Raw genomic sequence first — 22,205 nt, forward strand, 5'->3', positions numbered from 1 at the left:
GGAAATATCAAACTATAAAACTGGCGTATTTATGGCAATGGAAATAAATCAGACTTTGCAACAGCTCCGACAGAATAAAGGATTTAAAGGATTTTTATACAGTTTCGCGGGCTTTCTGATCGTGGGAATCGTTGTAATTCTGACAACCAATCACGGTGACGTGGTCTTGTTTTTCAATCGTTATTCCGGTGAAAAATGGGATGGCCTGATGCAATTTTTAACTGATTTGGGCTTGGGAACGGTGGTGGCTGGCGTGATGGCGGCTTTGTTGTTTTGGAAAGTCCGCTTTGGCTTCACCGGCTTGCTGAGTCTTGGGTTTGTAGCAATTTTCACGAATTTGGGTAAAAAAGTTTTGTTTGATGACCGTGCCCGGCCGTTCAATTATTTTTATTACGACGATTTTCACCGGTTTATCTACACAGCCGAGTTGAATTACCATTACAGCTTCCCGTCGGGGCATTCCATGACGATTTTTGCGGCGATGAGTCTTTTCGCCGTGCTGGCCGGCAAACAATGGGCTGGTGTTGTTTTTTTTATTGCCGCTCTGGTCATCGGTTTTACCCGGATTTACTTGCTCCAGCACTTCTTTTTGGACGTTTACGTCGGTTCCGTTCTGGGTGTCCTCTCAACCATTTTGGCCTTAATTTTTGTCCACGGCATTTTCCGCCTGGACCGATTTTCGTGGTTCGAAAAGCCGGTTTATCGCATTCGTTTCAACCGATAACGGCTTGGGATTAAGTCTCCGAAATATTGACCGATGAGTTGATCGTTTGGGTCAACTGCTCGATGACGCGGTTTCCGAGTGCCGTTTTTCGGTCAATGTGGTTGAGAATTTCCCGGACGAAATCATTGCTTTCAAATTTTCCACGTACATTTTCAAAATCCAGCTGTTTGGTTTTTTGGCTACCATCGATACCGAAACCAGTCATTGATTCGAGCCGGAATTCTTTTTTTGCATCCAAATAGAGCATCTTGTCAATCTCGACAACACTTTGCTGCCATTCTCTGATGATTTGAATAATGTCTTCGACTGACATTTCTTCCAGCGATTTGTCGAAATATTTCGCGATAAAATCAACGGTCCAGTTCCACTCGTAGTTGTAGTAGTTGTCGTGAAGGGAGTAAAAAATACTTTCAATTTGATTTAGTTGGCTGATGCTGCCATCTTCAACGCCGTCAAGCAATTCTGATATGGCATGTTTAGGCGCAATCAGTCCGGCCAAATCAATCCAGTTTCCCTTTCCAACGGTTGAGTCTGATCTTAAGCAGCACTGCACGTCGCGCCGGGTTTCGAGGGTACAGGTATTGAGCCTGGTGATGATGGAGTTGCCAATAAATTTCATGATGGCCATGTGGTACAAGTCAATGCCGCGCAGCAGCGAATTTCGCTTGATTTTGGTATTGTTGTAGGAGAAAACCTCGGTTGTTTCGCCCGAGATCCGCTGAATTTCTTTCAGCTTCCGGATGCCTTTAGCCATTTTTTGAATGGTAAACGGGCTGAGCAGGTTGAAATTGACGCAATCCATCTTTTTCGGATCCGTTCGCTTGTCACGTCGGGGCCACTTCAAAACATCACGAATGGTGCCAACACTTTTCAGGTTGATGGCCGGAGCCAACCAACTTTCGTCCTTGTTTTCAATTAAATAGGAAAATGGCATGTCCGAAGTGTCTGAATTTTTGTAATGACGGCCCATGACCATGGTGAAGGCGCCAATTTTTGCCGGCCACAGCAAGTACGAGTCGCTGGTGGTTTTTGAGCCGCGTTCAACAATACCGTGGTGAATTGGACCGAGTTTGTACATGTGGTTGCTTTGGTTCGAGCCACTTCCGGCATTACAAAACGAAAACATGCCGGCAATTAACAGGGTCGATTTGTGGTGCGTGACGGTGTAAGGGCCCGCAAACAAAGCGCAGGCTTCACCGTGAAATCCCTGGCAGTTGGCAAAGAACAGTGAGTTCTCCGCCGAATATTGTGATCCGAGCTTGCAGCCCTGACCGATAAAACATTTGGCAACAATCGCTCCATCGGTGACTTCAGAACCCGAGGAAATGATAAAATCTTTCATGATGATTTCATGTCCCAGTTTTACCGGAGCTGAAGCGTTACTATTGATGGAGCCATTTTCGAGTTTGCTACACCCATCAATCAAGGTGTAGGGGCCGATTTTGACGTTTTTAATTTCGCGGCAGTTGATAATTTGGGAATATTGCCCGACAAGTCCGCGCTCCGATTTTACTTCTTCGGTGTATTGATCGATTAGTTGCTCCAGCCTTTCATTAAAGACCTTTCGATGCTTATAAAACGCAAGCATATAAGCTAAATGCGCGGACAATTGGTTGTAAATGGGCACTTTGCGTCCGCCGGTTTCGTCAAGAACCGAAACCTGGATGCCGTTTCCAAAGTTTGACAAGCCTTCAACGGCCAGCAAATCAGTGTTGTCTATAATTACATGGTCTTCGATATCGTAATTGGCAATGTAGTTTTTCACATGATTGACAAACACGTTGTCGCCGATGGTGCAGTTGTGAAAATGAGCATTAAACAGTCCACATGGCTTTTCAACCTTCCCAAAAAAAGTCATGGTTTCGTTGAGCTGTCCAATCCGGTTTTCGCCAGTAAAGCGACAATTCTCCACACGGGAGGCATCAAATCCTTCGAGCACAAAGATGTTATTCCAATTTTGGGCGTTGTTTTTATTCTGTTCCAGCGTTTGAATTTCGGCTGTTGTTAAGTGGCGGTAACTATCGTTTGACATGGTTGATTCGTTTATAGGGTGATTTGGGCAAGGTAATCAAAATGATCACCTTTGAAAATTTTTTTTAATTGCAGTTTGTTCTTTTCAGCATGTTCTTTTAAAAGATCGGGATCAACGTAGAGCCACGGGAATTTGTTGCCTTTTTTATTCTTATACTCGGTATGAAAAGTCAGTTCACCGTAATACTTTTCAGCTGCCAAATCAATAACGGCCGATCCGTCTTCATCCGTAAATAAAAAAATCAGGTCTGACGAATCAATCAGAATTTGGCCTTTGGGCTCTAGCAGGTTGGCCAGCTTTTGCAGCAACAGATCCAGCCGGCTTAAACTTCCGGCAATTCCGGTTCCGTTCATCAACAGGAGAATAGTATCGTACTTTTCATTTTCAAACTGAAAGAAATCAGCTTGATGCACATCGGCAACTCCCCGGTCCTTCATCACCTGGCAGCATAAGGCAGATCGTTCGAGCGCGGTGACTTCCAGTCCTTTTTGTTGAAGATAAAGGGCATGGCTTCCGGCGCAGGCTCCCACATCCAACGTTCGGCCGTGGGCCAAGTCAAGCGCTTTTTGTTCCAGTGCCGGCATTTGCTTGTAGCCACGAAAAAAGTAGGAGGGAAGCACTTCGTCGGTGTCGAAATCCGTTGAATGGATCAGAATTGGCGAATTGTCACGATGGTAGTGGTAGTTAAATACGCCTTGGGCGATGGGATCTTCTTCCGAAAAAATCATGTGAGTGATGGCTTATTTTAAAAGAGATAATTCGGCTTCAAATTTAAAACAAGTTTCGTGTCTTTCCGAATAAATATAAAAGCCTTCCGATTCGCCACCACCGATAATAAAGATTTTTAAATCGGGATAGTTTTTTGAAATATCCTTGATCTCATCGAGGTTGATGTTTTCTTTTTGCAACCAAATGGAAGTACTAAACTCACCAAGTCGCAATCTTTTCCCCGCCAGATCAGCGTGCTTGAAAAGCTCAATGGATTTATGGTAGTTTATTTGTTTAAAATTGACCATCATTTTGATTCGGTTGAGGAAAACAATTTACGACATTTTCCTTTTTTTTGGCCAAGAGTTGCTGAGTTTTTATAAACAATTTTGTGGCCTTGCTCGTAAGGTGCTGTCTGTTAAAGTAAAACGCCGGTCAAAGCCGGCGTTTTACTTTAATCTATATTTTTCTAAAATCGGAAGCCCAAGGTCATGATTAACTGGTCTTTGGTAATTTCAAAGTTGGCTAAATCCGAACCGTTGTAAACTTCGGCATAGTTCTTATCAATCGCGTGCTTGTAGGCTACATCAAAGAAAAAGCCCCCCTGGCGAAATCCTAGTCCGCCAGAGATAGCAGATGAAACGGCATCGCTGGTGTCCATTGTGGAGCTTTGGAAATTTTCATTCATCGGGCTGGGGTAGTGTTCGTATCCGGCCCTTAAACTTAATTCATTTGATAAGCGATACTCAGCACCAACATGTAGGTTGCCAACTGCTTTATATGCATTTTCGATTACCTGATTTTCATCGAAGAAATCGTAACCATTGCCGCCATCGTCTAATTTGATGGTTGAATAGTCGACGTATTCATAATCCAGACTGATGATGGCCGATTTGCCAATGACATAGGCTGCACTAAAAACTGCTTTCATGGGGGTGGTTAAATCGTAATCGTAATCACCCAGTGGCGAAAGCGCTGAGTATTCTCCATCCCCAAAATTTAGCGACGAATACATCGAATTATCAAAGCTGTCATGCAAGCGATAAAATGTAGGGGTATGAACAGCCACACCAAAACGCAAGGCATCAGTGGGCTTATAGATTGCACCTAGTTTTACATTGAACCCAGTTCCGGTTGTGTGTAAGTAAGTGTTGAAGGTGTAATCATTAAAGATAGGAGCATTATCATCTGGGTCGCTTTCAAAAAGACTGGTTGTTTCTTTGAAATCAACATTATGAATTCCAACTGTAGCTCCGAGGTAAAACCGGTGATTGAAGTTCGCTGCCATGGAGATCAAAAACTCGTCGATGTTTCCTTTTTGTGAATAAGATTTTCGCTGATGATGTTCATAGTTTGTTAAATCATCGGTGTAGGGAAACTTTTGCATATCATGTCTATAAAGCCCTTCTGAATCATCTTCTGTGTAAATCAACTCTGTATCCACAGCTAAGCGTTCATAGTATGAACTAAGTTGATTGACATTTAGACCGTCAGCATTCAGGACAAACTCATCTAACATGGAGGATGTGGCATCCCTGGCTTCCATCATGCGTTTCATGTTGAAATTATTCAGACGGTTGTAGCCCACTCCAAAGCTTAGGCCAACCATCGAACCATTTTGGGTGCCATTATCATTGAAGTTGGTCACGTAGCCCACATTGGGCAAACCGATGGTGTATTTCGATTCGTTGGTGGTTTGTCCCAGGTAGTTAATATCAACCGACGTTTTTCCGAACGAGGGGGTGATTACAAATTCGCTACTGCGGTATATTCCCAGGCCTGCCGGGTTAATGCTGGCCGAGGTAAAATCGCCGCCCAAAGCGCCAAAGGCATTTCCCATGGCGGCTGAGCGGGCTGTTCCCTGTATTCGATAGTCGGAGTAGCGTAAGCCGTCAACTAAGTTTTGTCCAATGGCAGTTGTGCTCATCAAGAGCATAGCAACCAGTATGTGTTGAATTTTTTTCATGGCTGAATCAAATTTAATGAACAATGCTATTCGATTTTTAAGTCCTTTAATCTATTAACGTCGGCCGCTGCCACTTGAACCACTGCTCCGGCTGCTGCCGCTACTGCTTGAGCCACTTGAACCGCTTGAACGACTTGGGCTGCTGAAGCTTCCACTACTGCGTGTCGGGCTGCTGGTTGAGCGGTAGCTGCTGTTATTCGAATTGGTGCTTCTGCTCGGTGCAGCCTGGTAGGTTGACCGGGTCGACGTGCTTGATCCTTTGCTGTAAGACGAGTTTGACCGATAGGTTTTTTGATAACTGCTTGAACTACTCCTTGGTGTAACTGCTCTTGAACTGCTACTGGTGCTTGGTTTGCTGTACGTAGAAGTTCGCGGTGTCACGTAGTTCTTGCTGTTATAGCTTGACCGGGTTACGGTTCTGGGCTTACTATAGCTTGGCGTATATTCTCTTCGCTGCGTTGTGGTCGTTGTTTGCGGCTGGTAAGTGCGCTGGTTTGTTGTTGCGCTTTTTCCCGTGTTGCTTGAAGATCCGTCGGTCGAAATACTTCTCCGGCCTGAAGAGCTAACTTCTCCGGAAGTGTCTACTCTTCGCTTTTCAACAATCGTTGCACTTTTTGTCGTTCCACCTTCGGTGGTGCGTCTTCCGCTATTGCTAACTGTTGTCGATGTTGTTCTGCGTGAACTACCTAGGTCTTGGCTTGATGTACTTTTTAGCCTGGAACTACCGCTTGTTGAAAGGCGGCCAACAGATCCCGAACCTCCGCTACTTGCATAATTGCTATACGATGAGCGACGATGTCCGTACTCATACCGGTCAGAATCATAGTAGTGATGATGGTGTCCCCAATAGTTGTTATACCCATAGTAGTATGGATATCCCCAGGAATAGTAGGGGCTATACCAACTGTACCCGAAAGAGTAATATGGGCTGTACCAGCCTGCACCCCACGGGCTGTAATAGCTGTAGTAGCTTCCGTAATACCATGGATCGTAGTAAAAAGGATCGTAGTAAAACGGATCCCACATAAACCTGCTGGAGTAATAAGAACCATAGAAATACGGACGGTGGAAACGATTGATACGGTAGGTATAATCGATTTCATCGGCATCGTAGTAGTTATTGATCACATAATCAATATCACCGTCATTTTCATAAATGGTAGTATCCGATCCCATCAGCTCCATATTTCCCATATCGTATATGAGTTCATCAGCGTAAGGATCGTCACTTTCGAACACGTGATTTTTCAAGGTTTGTGAACCATCTGCATTCTCTTCCATCTCCGTAATCACTTGTTGTCTTGAAACGATCTGTGATCTGCTTTCGTTGGTTGCGGGTTCTTCAACAATGGCGGGAGGAGGAATATCTCCGGGCGTAAAATAGATGTCATCGTACCTGTCGGTTACGTAAGTCCCGGTGGTACAAGCACCAAGTAACAGTGCTAATGCCGAGATAAGTGTAACTTTTGCTTTCATAACTAGACCTCCTGTATCTTTAAAAATAAATCATTTACTTTGTAGCTTCAAAAATCAATACAAAAGAAGCAAATACCATACCAAAACAAAAGATATGGCTAAAGAATTAACTTCAAGAAGTGAAAATTATTCTCAGTGGTACAACGACTTGGTTGTAAAAGCAGATTTGGCTGAAAATTCGGCGGTTCGCGGCTGCATGGTCATCAAGCCATACGGCTACGCTATTTGGGAAAAAATGCAGGCTGAACTGGACCGGATGTTTAAGGAAACCGGCCACGTCAATGCGTACTTCCCTTTGTTCATACCCAAATCTTTTTTTAGTAAAGAAGCTGCTCATGTTGAAGGCTTCGCCAAAGAGTGTGCCGTAGTTACGCATTATCGGTTAAAAAATGATCCGAATGGCAAAGGCATCGTCGTTGATCCGGATGCCAAGCTGGAGGAAGAGCTGATTGTTCGGCCAACTTCGGAGACCATCATTTGGAACACCTACAAAAACTGGATCCAGTCGTACCGCGATTTACCCATACTTTGTAACCAGTGGGCCAACGTGGTTCGTTGGGAAATGCGCACCCGCTTGTTTTTGCGCACCGCCGAATTCTTGTGGCAGGAAGGCCATACGGCTCATGCCACCAAACAGGAAGCATTGGAGGAGACCGAGCGCATGGTAAATGTTTATGCCGAATTTGCTGAAAGTTTCATGGCACTTCCGGTGATTAAGGGAGCCAAATCAGAAAATGAACGCTTTGCAGGCGCCTTGGAAACCTATACCATCGAAGCACTGATGCAGGACGGTAAAGCGCTCCAGTCGGGCACTTCGCACTTTTTGGGGCAAAACTTTGCAAAAGCATTTGATGTGAAGTTTGCCAACCGCGACGGGAAGGATGAGTATGTTTGGGCAACCAGCTGGGGCGTTTCAACCCGGTTGATGGGGGCGCTGGTTATGGCTCATTCCGATGACAATGGCTTGGTGTTGCCGCCAAAACTGGCTCCGTTCCAGGTGGTCATTGTTCCTATTTACCGAAAAGAAGAACAACTGGCTGAAATCAGTTCTAAGGTGGATGAAGTGGTGGCCAAGCTGAAAGCCAAAGGAATCACCGTCAAATACGATAATCTGGATACGAAAAAGCCAGGTTGGAAATTTGCCGAGTACGAATTGAAAGGTGTTCCCGTCCGTTTGGCCATCGGGCCGCGCGATTTAGAAAACGGAACGGTTGAAGTGGCGCGTCGCGATACCCTGACCAAAGAAGTGGTTGAGCTGGAGAGTATAGACCAGTACGTCGCTGATTTGCTAGAAGATATTCAACAAAATATCTATAAAAAAGCACTCGATTACCGTACCGAACACACCACGCCGGTTGACACTTACGAGGAGTTGAAAGAGGTGCTGAATACCAAAGGAGGCTTTGTCCTGGCTCATTGGGATGGTACCGCAGAGACGGAACAGAAAATCAAGGAAGAAACGAAAGCGACCATTCGCTGCATACCGTTTGACGGGATGAAAGAGGAAGGAAAGTGCATTTACTCAGGAAAACCTTCGTCGCAACGTGTATTATTTGCCCTGGCTTATTAGCTTTTTAACAAATCATGATAAAAGAAAGCAGTCATTCTTGGCTGCTTTTCTTATTTTTAGGGAAAATCTTAGCGAATGACAAAAGTGACGGATACCAATCACAACTACGAGCTGATCGTAGCCAAGTCGAATGTGAAGCAACAAGCCCACGCTAACACGCTGGCATCGTTTAATCTGCTGAAAGAAGTGCTGAAAGAGCTGGTTGAAGAGTTTCGTGCCGCCCTCGACGGCAAAGTTTCTGTGGAAGTGATGCCGGTTTATATTGAAAAAGGGCCTTTTGAAGCCGAGTTTAAACTGGCGGGCGACCTGCTGGTATTCAGCATGCACTCCAACGTCTTTGTTTTCAATCGTGAACACCCGATTTGGAAGATCGATTACGTGAAGGAGCAGCCGCTGAATTCCTATTGCGGCATCATTCACATCTATAATTTTTTGTCCGACTCGTTTAAGTACAACCGGCTGCAAGACTTGGGCTACCTGATTGCAAGGGTTTTTATCAACCAGGAAAATCATTTTTTTGTTGAAGGGAAACGGCAGTCGGGCGAGTTGGTGAAAGATTTTGGCAGCGATGTGGTGACCAAAGATATTTTCAGGCAAATTCTGAAAACAGCCATTAAGTACGCGGTTGATTTCGACCTTTTGGTGCCGCCGTACGACCAGGTGAAAATAGCCTCGGTGGAGCAGATGAAAGATGAAATCAGCCATTCAAAAATAATAACCGGCAAACGTGTTGGTTTTAAGTTTAACTCTGATGATATTTAACGATATGGAAAAAGTTTTTGACCGATTTATTCGATATGCCAAAGTGCATACAACATCCGATCCCAATAGTACGAGCTTTCCGAGTACCGACCGCCAGCTTGATTTTGCTGACCAGTTGGTTGCGGAGCTCAAGGAAATAGGCATGCAGGAGGTGGAGAAAGATGACAAGGGTTACGTCATGGCAACCCTTCCTTCCAATATTGACAAGGATTGCCCGGTGGTTGGCTTTGTCGCTCACATGGATACCAGTCCCGATTTTTCTGGCGAAAATGTTAATCCGCAGGTTGTGAAGTATCAGGGAGGCGATATTCAGCTGAGTGAGAAAGTTGTCTTGTCGCCGGAACAGTTTCCCGAGCTGGAAAAATATGTTGGACAAGAGTTGATTACGACCGACGGAACCACGCTGCTTGGAGCCGACGATAAAGCTGGTTTGGCCGAGATTATGACTGCCATGGATTACCTGCTAGAAAACCCGGAAGTGAAACATGGAAAAGTGCGTGTTTGCTTTACGCCCGATGAGGAAATTGGCAAGGGGGCCGATCATTTTGATGTGGAAAAATTCGGTGCCAAATTCGCTTACACGCTCGATGGCGGGGAGATTGGAGAACTGGAATATGAAAATTTCAATGCTGCTATGGCAACGGTAACCATCAAGGGGCGCAGTGTGCATCCCGGTACGGCCAAAAACAAAATGATCAATGCCATTGAGGTGGGCACGCGTTTTATGGCCATGTTGCCGGTTAATGAACGACCGGAGTTTACCGAAAAGCGCGAGGGCTTTTTCCATTGCGTGTCGTTTCAGGGCGGTGTCGATAAAACCACGCTGGTGCTCATCATTCGTGACCACGATATGAATCTGTTTGAAAAAAGAAAATCATTGGTTACACAAGCCTGCACCTTTCTGAATGAAACCTACGGACAAGGGACTGTTGAATTGGAAATGGTTGACCAGTACTACAACATGCGCGAAAAAGTGGAGCCTGTCAAGTATGTGGTCGATTTGGCCGAAGAGGCCATGCATGAGCTGGGAATCAGTCCAAAAATCAAACCCATTCGCGGGGGAACGGATGGCTCGCGCTTGTCGTATATGGGTTTGCCATGCCCGAATATTTTTGCTGGCGGACATAATTTCCACGGACCTTTCGAGTACGTGCCAACCAAATCGATGAACAAAGCGGTTGAAGTGGTGATTCGCATCTGCGAAAAGGTCGTTAAGTTGGGCGATGCTTCCTGAACTGAAAAACTATATTGCCAGCGAGTCGTTGTTTTCGACCGACGACCGCTTGGTATTGGCCGTCAGTGGTGGCTGCGACTCGATGGTCATGCTCGAGCTGTTCCGGCAGCTGGAGTATGACTTTGTGGTTGCGCACTGCAACTTTAAACTGCGTGGAGCCGAATCGGATGGCGATGAGGTTTTTATGCGCGACTACTGCGGCGAGCACGGCATTGAGCTGCATGTAAAAACTTTCGAGACACGCGAGTTTGCCTTACAGGAAGGTATTTCCATTGAAATGGCTGCCCGCGAGTTGCGCTACCAGTGGTTTTATAATTTGCTCGATTCACTAGCCTACAATTACCTGTTAACAGCTCACCACCAGGACGATTTGGTCGAAACCATGCTCATTAACCTGAGCCGTGGAACAGGAATTCGTGGCTTGAGCGGCATCCATCCCAAGCGCGAACGTTTGGTCAGGCCCCTGTTGTTTGCATCACGAGAACAGCTTTGGTCACATGCAAATGCCGAAAAGGTTCCATTTCGAAATGATTCATCCAACCACGAAATTGTCCATCAACGCAATCTGATTCGCCATAAAATTCTGCCATTATTCGAAGAAATTAACCCGGCTTTTAAAGCGAATGCTGCTAAAACCGCGGCCATATTGAAAGAAACAGAACAGCTGTATCAGGCAAAAGTAGAGGAGGAGCACGCGCGGTTTGTTAGTCGTGATGGCAATAGTCTGAAGCTGGATTTGGCGTATTTGCAGCAGTCTCCTTTTGCCGAAACCCTGCTGTTTGAAGTGCTTCATCCCTTTGGGTTCAATGCCGGTCAGGTGAAGGAAATTGGACTGGCCCTGTCGTCTGAGGCGGGAAAGGCGTTTTATTCGGAAACGCACCGACTCGTAAAAGATCGGGATGTTTTTATTCTGACACCGAAATCAACCGGACAGCTCAATCGATTTTATATTGAAGCCGATTGCCTGGAGATGACCGAACCTTTCGATCTTCAACTTGAAAGATTACCCTGTAACAAGCAATTTCGCTTTTCAAAAAGCACAACAATAGCCGATTTGGATGTTGATTTGCTCGAATTTCCGCTCGTGCTCAAAAAGTGGGAGCAGGGCGAATATTTTCAACCGCTGGGCATGAGTGGATTTAAGAAGTTGAGCGACTTCTTTGTGGATGAGAAATTCTCGATTCCCGAAAAGGAAAACTGCTGGATTTTATACAGTGCTGGAAAAGTCGTCTGGATCGTTGGCCATCGGATTGACAACCGTTTCAAAATAACCGACAATACCCAAAACGTTTTGCGGATCACCATTGCCGAATAATTGTCCTTTGCAACGGAAGTAGAGGTGGTAGCTTGCTTGTTTACGATCTCAAAAAGAAGCAAAATCTGAAAACAAGTTAATTTAACCGCCCCCATTCCGATAGATCGAAAATTCCTTTTGTGAAAAAGAAGGAGTGGACAGGGCTTGGTGATGCTCAACCTGAAGGCCCTCGGCAGGAGCTGCGCCTACCCCAAATTCTCCACCATTTTTTATGAGCCTGTCCTGCTTTCTCCAGGATGGAGTGGCTGATTGTTTTATTAGATTTCTTCCTGAAAATCCCAATAAATGGGGATTGTGGCATCCGCTGGCGCCAACTACTTTCGCAAGCATAAAATTTACCTCACAGTTAATGATATTCGACATGAAAAAAAGTTTATTACTTGTTTCGATGCTGATTGGGATTTCAGTATACTTTGTGAATGGACAAAATACGGCCGAAAAATTATTGGATGCTGAAGACAAATTGAGCATTGGCGGTTATGCTCAAATCGATTATAATCAACCCTTATCGTCTGATGTTCATCAGAATGGAAAAATGGACATCCATCGTTTGGTCATGATGTTTGCCTATCGCTTTAACGAGCGGACGCAGTTTGTGACCGAAATAGAATATGAGCATGTTTCAGAAGTTTACGTCGAGCAGGCTTTCTTGAATTACCGGATCAACAACTGGTTGAATTTTCGTGGTGGTTTATTGCTGATTCCGATGGGTATTGTGAACGAGTACCATGAACCGGCTACTTACAACGGGGTTGAGCGTCCGAACCTGGATAGCAGGATTGTACCAACCACCTGGCGCGAAATTGGAGCCGGATTTACGGGAACTTTTCAGCAACTGGATTTGAAATACCAGCTTTATCTGGTGAATGGCTTCAAAAGTTACGATGGTGGCGGAAAACTTAGCGGTGGCAATGCCTTGAGAGGCGGACGCCAGAAAGGTGCGGAATCGATTTTGACGCATCCGAACCTGTCAACCAAATTCGACTACTATGGCATTCCCGGACTGAGACTCGGGCTAAGTGCTTATACTGGCAAAACCCAAACCAGCCTGTACAACGGAATTCCGAAAGATGATCAGGCGTTGGAGGCCATGGCGGATTCGTCGGTTATTGGCTTGAACATGTTGGGCCTCGACGCCCGCTATTCGACCAATGGATGGGTATTTCGCGGACAGCTGAACTATGCGTCACTGAATAATACCGACGAGTACAATGCCTTTGCCGGCAAAGACTTGGGAAGCCAGCTGTTCGGTTATTACGTGGAGGCCGGTTACGATTTGCTGAACAAGCAAAGTACGGAGCAGAAACTGGTTCCTTTTGTACGCTACGAAAAACACAATACACACCAAAAAGTGGATGGCATAGCCAAGAATTTGGCTTACGACCGCACAGATATTACTGCCGGTATTGGTTGGTGGATGGCTGCGGGTGCTGTGTTGAAAGCCGACTTGCAGTGGTTTGGCAATGAAGCGACCGATGATTATACGAAACAATTGAACCTGGGAATTGGAATATGGTTTTGAGAAAAATTTTCATAGCTGTAGCTTGCCTGCTGTTGATTTCAACGGGGCAAGCTCAACTTTTTGGAGCCGGTGCTGAAGATGCCGCCTCCAAAAGGTTGATTAAGTTATTGTCGAAGGAGTTGGATGCCGACCGCTCGGAATTTGCGCTTGAGAAGTTGGACGAGCATTGCCTGCAGAGTGAATTGATCGAAGATGTTTCGCGCGTTTACCGCGATCAGAAAGCCAGCGGCTTTGTAGTTTCAGCCAAAGGAAAAGGGCGGAACGATCATTTCAACTACCTGATTTATTTTAATGAAGACCGCGAAGTGGAGCTGGTGAAAGTGATCAGCTATTATTCTGACCACGGCGGCGAAATTGCTTCCAAACGCTGGTTGCAGCAGTTTGTGGGCTACGATGGCGGAGAGCTCGACTATGGCGACGAAGTGCAGGCTATTTCCGGCGCCACCCTGTCGGCCGGATCGATTGTTGTCGGCATTCGCGAGATCACCATCTTGCTGCAGGATTGTAATTTATAGGCCAAGTTTCTTCCCCAATGCACGATTTTTAGTAGTGCCCCGACAGGAATCACTTTTCCCCCGGCTCTTTTACGCGTCCATTGGCATCCCTCGCCTGTCCATCGCCAAAATTTCTGTCGCAATTGGCCCTGAAGATCCTTCCCTAAGCCAAATTTTTGCATCAACTGGCCAAACGCAGCCGCCCATTGGCCAAATTTTTGAAATAATTGGCTACCCAAAGCCTCCAACTGGCCAAATTTTTGAAAAAATTGGATATACTGAGCCTCCCATTGGCTAAATCTTTTCTAAATTTATCAGCAGTTTATCTGAACAAAGAATAAACGCTAAGAACGTTGATGATTATTCAAGGAAATTTAGAATTTATGAAGAAATTCATAACAGTAATCTTATTTGCAATCCCTTCGTTAACATTATTTGGAACAGCTCAAATTCCTGATATATTGATCTTCAATGGCGATACGCTCTCTTTGTACACCTGTCCGTTGAATTCATACCCAGATCGAAATTTAATTAATCCCAAAGAATTGTTTGGCAGTACAGGTTGTTTTCACACAGCGTGCTGGAGAAACTATGTTGCGACATGGGAATTTATTGATGATCAATTGTACCTAACAGAAATTCGGAATGCTTGTTATCCTACAAAAATGAGGAACGTTTCCGTATCCTATAAGTCTGGAGTGGAAAATGATGATATTGGCAGAGAGTATGCGGATTTGAAAGAATTGTTTCCTGGACGATTTCACAATGGCCGGGTAAAAGCTGATTGGGTAAGCGGTAAATTATATTCGCCTCAAGGACGTTTATTGTTTTATATCCATGACGGATTTCAAAGTATATATCAAACCGAATTGGAATTCACAGTTAATAGTGGCGTATTGATGGAATGTAAAACAATGGATAACTCAAAAACAAAGGAATCAAAATATTTAGAAAACCCAACGCTTCTAAGAGACTACATATACAATAATATTAAACGGGAAAATCTGCCAGACTCTGATACGATTAGAAGACGAGTCTATATCAATATAATTTCATCGGATGAAAACGGTAAGATTGATAGTGTCCACGTGGCACGGGGAGTAAATGAACTTTATGACAATGAAGCAGTTCGGGTTGTTAAGTCAATAGCTGAATGGGAAGTGCTTTACAGACATGGTGAAAAGATAAATCGTTCATATTCTGTTCCTGTAGTTTTTGATTTAACTGATAAATAAACTGATGCAACAATATCATTTACAGAATCGTCCCAATCGGGAGTTAACGCAGGAATCGGAGATGGCCGACATCCTAAAAAATGGAAAGTTTGCCGTTATTGCGATGTGTCGCGAAAACGAGCCCTATGTTGTTACGCTTAGCTACGGCTACGATGTTGAGAAAAAATCACTTTACTTTCATTGTGCACCGCAAGGGTTGAAGCTCGAATTTTTGAGCTGCAATCAAAACGTGTGCGCAACTGTGATCGACGATGGCGGCTATATTCCCGGCGCCTGCGAACATGAATATCAGTCGGTCGTGTTTTGGGGCAACATGCAAATCGTAAGCGATTTGGAAGAGAAGAAGCATGGCATGAGCATCATACTGCATCATTTGGAAGACAACGACTTCGTTGTCAGTGAGAAGATGGTGAAATCCGAAAAATATTATTCGAAAATGGAGCTCCTGAGGCTGGATATTAAACAGATTCACGGAAAAGCAGGGCGATAAAACACTTGTTGGCAACATGACACTCGAAGATTTAGGATATTCTGTTGATCTGGAAAGCTACCGAAAAGAACAAGGGCTCGCGTCGCTTGGAATAGGGCGGGTTATTTCGGAACATAAGGAGCGATACGTGGTAAAAACTGCGGATCACGAATACGACGCAGAGATCATTGGCAGTTTGAGGTTTTTGGCACAGCAAAGGTCCGATTTTCCGGCTGTTGGCGACTGGGTTGCCATGGCTGAATTTGATGACAACAAGGCACTAATTCATGCCGTTCTCCCCAGGAAAACCATGATTGAGCGACAAGCCGTGGGCAAGCAAGGGGAAAAACAGATTATCGCAACAAATATTGACTTCGCTTTTATTGTGCAAGCCGTTGACCGGGATCTTAATATCAACCGGATGGAACGGTATCTGACGATTTGCAACACATCCGGGGTCAACCCGTTAATCATTCTTAACAAAACGGACCTGATAGCTGACCATGAATTAACGGCACTAATTGCAAATGTTCAAAGCAGAATTAGGCAGGTACCTGTTCTGGCGATCAGCAACGAAACCCTTTCCGGAATTGACGTGTTGAAAGCGCAGATGCTGAAAGGCAAGACCTACTGCTTGTTGGGTTCTTCCGGGGTGGGGAAGTCAACGCTTCTGAACAATCTCTCAGGCCGACAAATCATGAAGACGATTGCAATCAGTGCAAGTACTCACAAGGGAAGGCACGCGACGAGCCACCGCGAATTGTTTGTGCTGGACAGTGGTGGGATTTTAATTGATACGCCCGGAATGCGAGAAGTTGGGCTCACCGATGCAGCCACCGGATTGGAAATGACCTTTGAAAACATCGTCCAACTGGCCCGCGATTGCAGATTTAAGGATTGTACTCATACCACAGAAACCGGCTGTGCGATTGTTGCAGCCGTTGAAAACGGTGAAATTGATCAGGCCTCGTACGAAAACTATTTGAAAATGGCACGGGAAAGAGAACATTTTGAATCAACGACCGCTGAAAGACGCATGAAGGACAAGGAATTTGGGAAAATGATTAAAAACTTCAAAAAGAATAGAAAATCAAATAAATACTAAGCAGAACCGAACAGGCTGCTCGCCAATAAACATCATTTCAGTTGAAGAAATCGTGTGGCAGCGAGCTTGACAGTTGCTCTTTTTAGGAACAATTCAGGTCTGTTTGGCTGGCCTTTATTTTTTTATGATGCGAGAAATAATTTTAAATGACAATCAAAAGGTTCCGATCATCGGCTTTGGTACTTACAAGGCGAATGAGCAGGAAGGTATTCAGGCGATTATCGATGCTTTGGCCTGTGGTTATCGCTTAATTGACACTGCAGCGGCCTATGATAATGAAAAAGCGGTGGGGAAAGGAATCAAGGCGAGCGGTATTCCGAGGGAGCAAATTGTGGTGACCACCAAAGTGTGGCGTGAAGTTTTAGGCTACAAGCAAACCAAAGTGGCTTTTGAGAAATCGCTGGCCAGGCTGGGACTGGATTATATCGATCTGTACCTGATTCACTGGCCTGCCAATGCGCGGAATTATAAAAACTGGCAGCAGACCAATGCCGATACCTGGCGGGCCATGGAGGAATTGCAAGCCGAAGGCAAGATCAGGTCGATTGGGGTGAGCAACTTCTGGCAAGAACACCTGGAAGCGCTGTCGCTCACTGCAAATGTCGTTCCGGCAGTGAACCAAATTGAATTCCATCCGGGCTATTGGCAGCCCGAATTGATCGGGTTTTGCCGGCAGCAGGGGATTGCGGTTGAGTCCTGGTCGCCCTTGGCCAGGGGTGGTGTTTTCGGAAATGAAACTTTGGAAAGCATAGCCAATCGGCATGGCCAATCGGTGGCGCAGGTCTGCCTGCGCTGGGTGATTCAGCACGATGTGATTGTGATTCCGAAATCGACTTCGCCGAAAAGAATGGAAGAAAACATCAGCCTGTTCGATTTCGAATTGTCAGACGAAGAGATGAAACAAATCGATGAGCTTCCCGAAATGGGTTTTAGCGGAGAATTGCCAAATATATGGCCGGATCGGGTTTGAAACCCGACAGAAGCACAAGCCTTCCCCATTTGATTTTATGTCGTTCAAATCGGTGGTAAATACCTCGTTTTGTGATTAGCCGGCGGCTTAGTTTTTCTCGCTCAATTCGAGCCAGCGCATCTCCTTTTCGTCCAGCTCGTCAGTCAGCTCGCCAAAGCGATTCGACATTTCGGTGAGTTCTTCGGCGGAGTGTTCGCCTGAGTTTAAAGCAGTTTCCAATGCTGCCTTTTCAGCTTCGAGCTTTTCAATTTCCTTTTCCAACACTTCGAACTCCCGCTTTTCGTTGAAGCTCATTTTATTGGACACCTTGGGCTTGGATTTTTCCTGAACAGCTTTCGGCTTGCTCGTTGTCTCGGCTTTCTTTCGTGCTTCCTCTTCTTCCTCCAACTGGTTGCGATAGATGGTGTAATTCCCCGGGAAATCTCTGATCTCGCCATTTCCGTCAAACACAAACAGGTGGTCAACAATTTTATCCATGAAGTAACGGTCGTGCGACACAATCACCACGCAGCCACCAAAAGCTGCCAGGTAGTCCTCCAGCACATTTAGCGTCATGATGTCGAGATCGTTGGTGGGCTCATCCAGAATCAGGAAGTTGGGATTTCCCATTAGAATGGTACACAAATACAATCGCCGGCGTTCGCCACCACTCAACTTTTCCACCAGGTTGTATTGCGTTTCCGGCGGAAACAGAAAACGGGTGAGCAGTTGACTGGCGGTCATTTTTTGTCCGTCTTCAAACTCAATTACTTCAGCAATATTCTTGATGATATCGATGACTTTTTCGTTTGGTTGAAAGTCGATGCCTTCCTGGCGATAGTAGCCGATGCGGATGGTTTGTCCCCAGTCAATCTGTCCCGAATCGGGTGGTATGGCTCCCGTAATTACATTCAGAAAGGTTGATTTACCGGTTCCGTTTTTGCCTACGATGCCGACTTTCTCGAAACGCGAAAATTGGTAGCTGAAATCGGTGATCAAAAGCAAATTGTCGTAGCCTTTGAAAATGTGTTTCAGCTCCAGTATTTTTTTGCCCATGCGCGACGAGGCCATGTTCAGTTCCAGCTTGTCGTCCTGACGGCTTTGGCTGGCCCTTTCCTTCAAATCGTAAAACTGATCAACCCGGTATTTGGCTTTATGGCTCCGGGCTTTGGGCATGCGGCGCATCCATTCCTGCTCGGTGCGCAGCAGGTTTTTGGCCTTTTCGGTCGAGGCTTGCAGCTGTTCAATCCGTTCCTGCCGCTTTTGCAGGTAATAGCTGTAATTCCCTTGGTAGTCGTAAATCTGATTTTGGTCGATCTCAATAATCTCGTTACACACGCGATCCAGAAAATAGCGGTCGTGGGTCACCATAAACAGCGTGCAGTTGGTTTTTTCGAGATAGGCCTCGAGCCATTCAATCATGTCCAAATCCAGGTGGTTGGTGGGCTCATCAAGCAGCAGCAGGTCAGGCTCATTCACCAAAACGTTAGCCAGGGCCAGCCGCTTTTTTTGTCCACCCGACAGTTCGCCAACGCGTTGATCGAAATCCGTAATTTTCAGCTGACTTAAAATTTGTTTCACCCGCACGTCAAAATCCCAGGCATTCAGCTCCTCCATTTTTACGGTCAGCCTTTCAATGGCAGATTCGTCGTGGTGCTTGATCGCGGCTTCAAATTCAGCAATCACATCCAGTGCCGGATTGTCCGAGCGAAGGGCTTCTTCCAAGACGGTCAGGTTTTCGTTCAAATCCGGGTTTTGCCTGAGGTAGCCAACCTTCACATCGTTGGTCAGCGTGATTTGCCCCTCATCCGGGCTGTCGAATCCGGCAATCAGCTCCATCAAGGTGGTTTTTCCTACACCATTTTTTGCGATCAGCGCCACCTTTTGGTCCTTGAAAATGGTAAAGGAAATGCCTTCAAACAACATCTGTTCGCCATATCTTTTCGAAATCGACTCGGCCTGTAAATAAGGGATCATATTTTATGTGTCTTTGGACGCAAAAATAGAAATTATTATTGGCAAAGGAGAGATGCGCACGAACTACTTCCCAAGGAATACAAGATGATCGGGCTTCGCTGAATTTATTTAAAAGGTCAATCAATTGTCATTCCTGGTCATTTTATTGGCATTGATCAATTCAAGACCACTGAAAGACCGTATTTCAGAACAAAAGGGTACGTAAGCGAACAATTCTATTGCTTTATCGCACCGGATGGCTATTTTTGTTTTTCCAATCTACAAATTGATGAACATGCAGAAGAAGGAGCGTTATCAGCGGGTGATTGACTATTTTCAGAAAGCCATGCCCATTGCCGAAACCGAGTTGGAATACGGCAATCCGTATGAGCTTTTGGTTGCCGTTATTTTATCGGCTCAGTGCACCGATAAGCGGGTGAATCAGATTACGCCCGATTTGTTTAAGCGTTTTCCAAAGCCTGAATTGATGGCTGAGGTGGAACCGGCCGAGGTGTTCGAATACATCCGTTCGTGTTCGTACCCCAACAATAAAGCCAAACACCTGGTGGGCATGGCCAACATGTTGGTTAACGAATTTAAAGGCGTGGTTCCTGATGATGTGAATGAATTGCAAAAAATGCCCGGTGTGGGCCGAAAAACTGCGAACGTCATCGCGTCGGTGGTGTACGAGAAACCGGCTTTCGCCGTTGATACCCATGTGTTCCGGGTGGCCAACCGCATTGGGCTGACCACCAATTCCAAATCGCCGCTGGCCACCGAGCGGGAGCTGATGAAGTATTTTCCCGAAGACATTGTCCCGTTGGCGCATCACTGGCTCATTCTGCACGGGCGTTACACCTGCCTGGCCCGTACGCCAAAGTGCAGGAGTTGCGGATTAAAAGAGCTGTGCAAGTACTATGAGAAACTTCAAAAATCAAAAGCGGTAAAATAGCCGGGCGTGGGATTCAGCGCTTCGTTTTTTTTCATCGAAAATCAGTGACTTATTTAGTTCAATTATAAATAGAGATTTCAGCTAGATTAATTTGAAATTAACTGTTAGTTTTGCAGCTGTAATTTTGTATTGAATTACTTTGATTTGATAGCAAACTTTGTACTTTTGCTCGTATTCTTTAACTTAAAAAATGAAGTGTTATGGCTTATGTAATTTCAGATGAGTGCATTGCATGCGGAACTTGTATCGATGAATGTCCTGTTGACGCGATCGCAGAAGGCGATATCTATACAATTGATGCTGATCTTTGTACTGATTGTGGCTCTTGTGCCGAGGTTTGCCCGGTTGACGCAATTTCGATTGCCGAATAATACGGACAGCATAAAATTTTAGGCCCGTCATTTTCGAATGGCGGGCTTTTTTATGCCTTTCGGAATCGGCTGCCGGCTTGGTTTGCGAAGTTCGATGTCTTGAGGGGCTCTTGAGCGGTGGCTTGGGATCATTTTGCCGGACAAAAATAGAAAAGGCACACCGAAGTGCGCCTTTTCAAAATTGCTCAATAATTAATTGCTGCTATTTGGTGTACATCACCTTGCCATTGATCACTTCCGAGCCCAAAGTCAGACGGTAAATGTACAGGTTGCTCATGTTCGAATTCGGAACAAATTCAGCATTGTAATTCACACCGCCTTCAACAGGCTGATCAAAGACCACTTTCACCAGTCGTCCGGTGGCATCGTACACATCCAGTCGGGCATCGGTGGCAACCGGCGAGCTAAACTCAAACTTCAGCCGGTCGGTAAACGGATTCGGATAAGCCAGGAAGCTTGATGTTTCCACTTCGTTGGCAATCGCGATCTGAACATCTTTGTTCTTGGCATTGCTTTTCACTTCGTGGATCACGATCGAGCCGCCGCCAAGGGCTGTGGAAACATCTGAGTTATCATCAGCACCCAAGCCATTGTCATACACGATTCCGTTGTCTCCCCAGATTTTGATACGGAACTGGTCCGGATCATTCGCTCCATTCCAATCACCGTCGATAGCGACCAGGGTGAACTTGAAATTTCCCGATCCGTTGATGGTTCCTTCGCCACGGTAGGTTGCTTTTCTACCAGAGATGACCAACGAGCCTGCTTCATGGAACTGGCTTTTGAAATTCAGGTTGCCGGCCTTAAATTGGAATTCGGTGTTTCCATCCACATCCGATTTGCCTTTTTTGTATTTGGCATTGAATCCAAAGTTAGCTTTGCCAGTCAGACTTTCGTCGGCTAAGTATGCACCAGCAGGTGACATGATCCAGCCTCCTCCGGTTACAAATCCGGCACTTGGGTCGTAAACAGGCATGTAGGACACATCTTCAGCGCAACCACCACCAGCCTCAGCTGTTACCTTGTAAACATTGACCGAAAGGTCGGAAACGGCAACCTGTAAAGTCGCTGTTCCACTGGCATCAGTCCATGCATCAGCTTCAAAAACATCGTCCAGGTAGAAGTTCACCAGTACCCCTGAAACTGCCGGCGAAACCGTCGCAGTCAAGTTAGCATACGCGTCATTAATATTAACCGGATTTCCGGAGGCAGAGGCGTCGATGGTGACACCCATGATGGTGAGGGTGCCGTCTACAAATGTAATCGCATAATTTCCGGAAGTTAAACCGGATGGAGTTACAGCGTAACTTACTCCAGTGCTGTATTCGTCAGCATCTGTCGTGAAAGCCAAAGTTCCTCCCAATA

The 22,205-nt window shown here is 45.6% G+C and carries 21 protein-coding genes; 13 read left to right on the top strand and 8 right to left on the bottom strand.

The genetic code is table 11. The features are described from left to right. The coding region (locus tag NC99_RS20910) for a phosphatase PAP2 family protein (protein ID WP_053188765.1) at nucleotides 1-724 on the top strand (724 nt) is incomplete at its 5' end. Nucleotides 725-734: 10 nt separating this feature from the next. On the opposite strand, the gene NC99_RS20915 is transcribed toward NC99_RS20910, so the two are convergent. The 5 genes from NC99_RS20915 to NC99_RS20935 all read right to left on the bottom strand — a co-directional run bounded on the left by NC99_RS20915 (nucleotide 735) and on the right by NC99_RS20935 (nucleotide 6,906). Then, nucleotides 735-2,756 carry a DUF4954 family protein gene (locus NC99_RS20915; protein ID WP_053188768.1) on the bottom strand — a complete coding sequence of 674 codons (2,022 nt, stop codon included), beginning with the start codon at nucleotides 2,754-2,756 and terminating at the stop codon, nucleotides 735-737. Between the two features lie 11 nt (nucleotides 2,757-2,767). After that, complete coding sequence (locus NC99_RS20920; protein ID WP_053188769.1) at nucleotides 2,768-3,484, bottom strand: class I SAM-dependent methyltransferase; 717 nt, start codon at nucleotides 3,482-3,484, stop codon at nucleotides 2,768-2,770. 12 nt (nucleotides 3,485-3,496) lie between these two features. Beyond that, entirely contained in the window at nucleotides 3,497-3,775 is a 279-nt protein-coding gene (locus NC99_RS20925; protein ID WP_053188773.1) for a hypothetical protein, read from the bottom strand. 158 nt (nucleotides 3,776-3,933) lie between these two features. Beyond that, nucleotides 3,934-5,430 carry an OmpP1/FadL family transporter gene (locus NC99_RS20930; RefSeq protein ID WP_053188776.1) on the bottom strand — a complete coding sequence of 499 codons (1,497 nt, stop codon included), beginning with the start codon at nucleotides 5,428-5,430 and terminating at the stop codon, nucleotides 3,934-3,936. A gap of 54 nt (nucleotides 5,431-5,484) precedes the next feature. Further along, nucleotides 5,485-6,906, bottom strand: coding sequence for a hypothetical protein (locus tag NC99_RS20935; protein WP_053188780.1), 1,422 nt, complete (start codon nucleotides 6,904-6,906; stop codon nucleotides 5,485-5,487). Nucleotides 6,907-7,000: 94 nt separating this feature from the next. Here NC99_RS20935 and proS point away from each other — a divergent pair, with 94 nt between their 5' ends. The 4 genes from proS to tilS all read left to right on the top strand — a co-directional run bounded on the left by proS (nucleotide 7,001) and on the right by tilS (nucleotide 11,787). Then, a complete protein-coding gene (gene proS, locus NC99_RS20940; protein ID WP_053188784.1) occupies nucleotides 7,001-8,476 on the top strand; it encodes a proline--tRNA ligase in 1,476 nt (491 codons plus the stop codon). A gap of 75 nt (nucleotides 8,477-8,551) precedes the next feature. Then, entirely contained in the window at nucleotides 8,552-9,238 is a 687-nt protein-coding gene (locus NC99_RS20945) for a hypothetical protein (RefSeq protein ID WP_053188789.1), read from the top strand. A gap of 4 nt (nucleotides 9,239-9,242) precedes the next feature. Continuing rightward, the gene (gene pepT / locus NC99_RS20950; RefSeq protein WP_053188823.1) at nucleotides 9,243-10,472 is read left to right on the top strand and encodes a peptidase T; all 1,230 of its coding nucleotides are present in this window, start codon (nucleotides 9,243-9,245) and stop codon (nucleotides 10,470-10,472) included. Beyond that, entirely contained in the window at nucleotides 10,462-11,787 is a 1,326-nt protein-coding gene (gene tilS, locus NC99_RS20955; protein WP_053188792.1) for a tRNA lysidine(34) synthetase TilS, read from the top strand. Before pepT ends, tilS begins: the two co-directional genes overlap by 11 nt. 81 nt (nucleotides 11,788-11,868) lie before the next feature. Here tilS and NC99_RS20960 read toward each other — a convergent pair whose 3' ends face one another. Then, nucleotides 11,869-12,150 carry a hypothetical protein gene (locus tag NC99_RS20960; RefSeq protein ID WP_053188796.1) on the bottom strand — a complete coding sequence of 94 codons (282 nt, stop codon included), beginning with the start codon at nucleotides 12,148-12,150 and terminating at the stop codon, nucleotides 11,869-11,871. Here NC99_RS20960 and NC99_RS20965 point away from each other — a divergent pair. The 6 genes from NC99_RS20965 (at nucleotide 12,149) to NC99_RS20995 (ending at nucleotide 17,582) form a co-directional block, all read left to right on the top strand. After that, nucleotides 12,149-13,309 carry a hypothetical protein gene (locus tag NC99_RS20965; RefSeq protein WP_053188799.1) on the top strand — a complete coding sequence of 387 codons (1,161 nt, stop codon included), beginning with the start codon at nucleotides 12,149-12,151 and terminating at the stop codon, nucleotides 13,307-13,309. The genes NC99_RS20960 and NC99_RS20965 overlap by 2 nt on opposite strands. Further along, nucleotides 13,306-13,824, top strand: a complete 519-nt coding sequence (locus tag NC99_RS20970; protein WP_157625133.1) for an FMN-binding protein — start codon at nucleotides 13,306-13,308, stop codon at nucleotides 13,822-13,824. The genes NC99_RS20965 and NC99_RS20970 overlap by 4 nt, the downstream gene beginning before the upstream one ends. A gap of 332 nt (nucleotides 13,825-14,156) precedes the next feature. After that, the gene (locus NC99_RS20980) at nucleotides 14,157-15,038 is read left to right on the top strand and encodes an energy transducer TonB (protein ID WP_157625135.1); all 882 of its coding nucleotides are present in this window, start codon (nucleotides 14,157-14,159) and stop codon (nucleotides 15,036-15,038) included. Nucleotides 15,039-15,042: 4 nt separating this feature from the next. After that, nucleotides 15,043-15,528 (top strand): pyridoxamine 5'-phosphate oxidase family protein, encoded by a 486-nt coding sequence (locus NC99_RS20985; RefSeq protein WP_204375080.1) that lies wholly within the window; start codon nucleotides 15,043-15,045, stop codon nucleotides 15,526-15,528. A gap of 16 nt (nucleotides 15,529-15,544) precedes the next feature. Beyond that, the gene (gene rsgA, locus NC99_RS20990; protein ID WP_053188815.1) at nucleotides 15,545-16,612 is read left to right on the top strand and encodes a ribosome small subunit-dependent GTPase A; all 1,068 of its coding nucleotides are present in this window, start codon (nucleotides 15,545-15,547) and stop codon (nucleotides 16,610-16,612) included. 124 nt (nucleotides 16,613-16,736) lie between these two features. Further along, complete coding sequence (locus NC99_RS20995) at nucleotides 16,737-17,582, top strand: aldo/keto reductase (protein WP_204375081.1); 846 nt, start codon at nucleotides 16,737-16,739, stop codon at nucleotides 17,580-17,582. Nucleotides 17,583-17,669: 87 nt separating this feature from the next. Here NC99_RS20995 and NC99_RS21000 read toward each other — a convergent pair whose 3' ends face one another. After that, the gene (locus NC99_RS21000) at nucleotides 17,670-19,538 is read right to left on the bottom strand and encodes an ABC-F family ATP-binding cassette domain-containing protein (RefSeq protein WP_053188818.1); all 1,869 of its coding nucleotides are present in this window, start codon (nucleotides 19,536-19,538) and stop codon (nucleotides 17,670-17,672) included. A gap of 274 nt (nucleotides 19,539-19,812) precedes the next feature. Here NC99_RS21000 and nth point away from each other — a divergent pair, with 274 nt between their 5' ends. Both nth and NC99_RS21735 read left to right on the top strand, forming a co-directional pair. Next, a complete protein-coding gene (gene nth / locus NC99_RS21005; RefSeq protein ID WP_053188827.1) occupies nucleotides 19,813-20,469 on the top strand; it encodes an endonuclease III in 657 nt (218 codons plus the stop codon). A 200-nt stretch (nucleotides 20,470-20,669) separates the two neighbouring features. Continuing rightward, on the top strand, nucleotides 20,670-20,840 hold the full coding sequence (locus tag NC99_RS21735; protein WP_082326626.1) for a DUF362 domain-containing protein: 171 nt from the start codon (nucleotides 20,670-20,672) through the stop codon (nucleotides 20,838-20,840). A gap of 202 nt (nucleotides 20,841-21,042) precedes the next feature. On the opposite strand, the gene NC99_RS21010 is transcribed toward NC99_RS21735, so the two are convergent. Next, nucleotides 21,043-22,205 (bottom strand): MBG domain-containing protein (locus NC99_RS21010; protein WP_157625137.1); only part of this gene is annotated, 1,163 nt, incomplete at its 5' end.

This window comes from Sunxiuqinia dokdonensis, assembly GCF_001270965.1.
In the GTDB taxonomy this organism is placed as follows: domain Bacteria; phylum Bacteroidota; class Bacteroidia; order Bacteroidales; family Prolixibacteraceae; genus Sunxiuqinia; species Sunxiuqinia dokdonensis.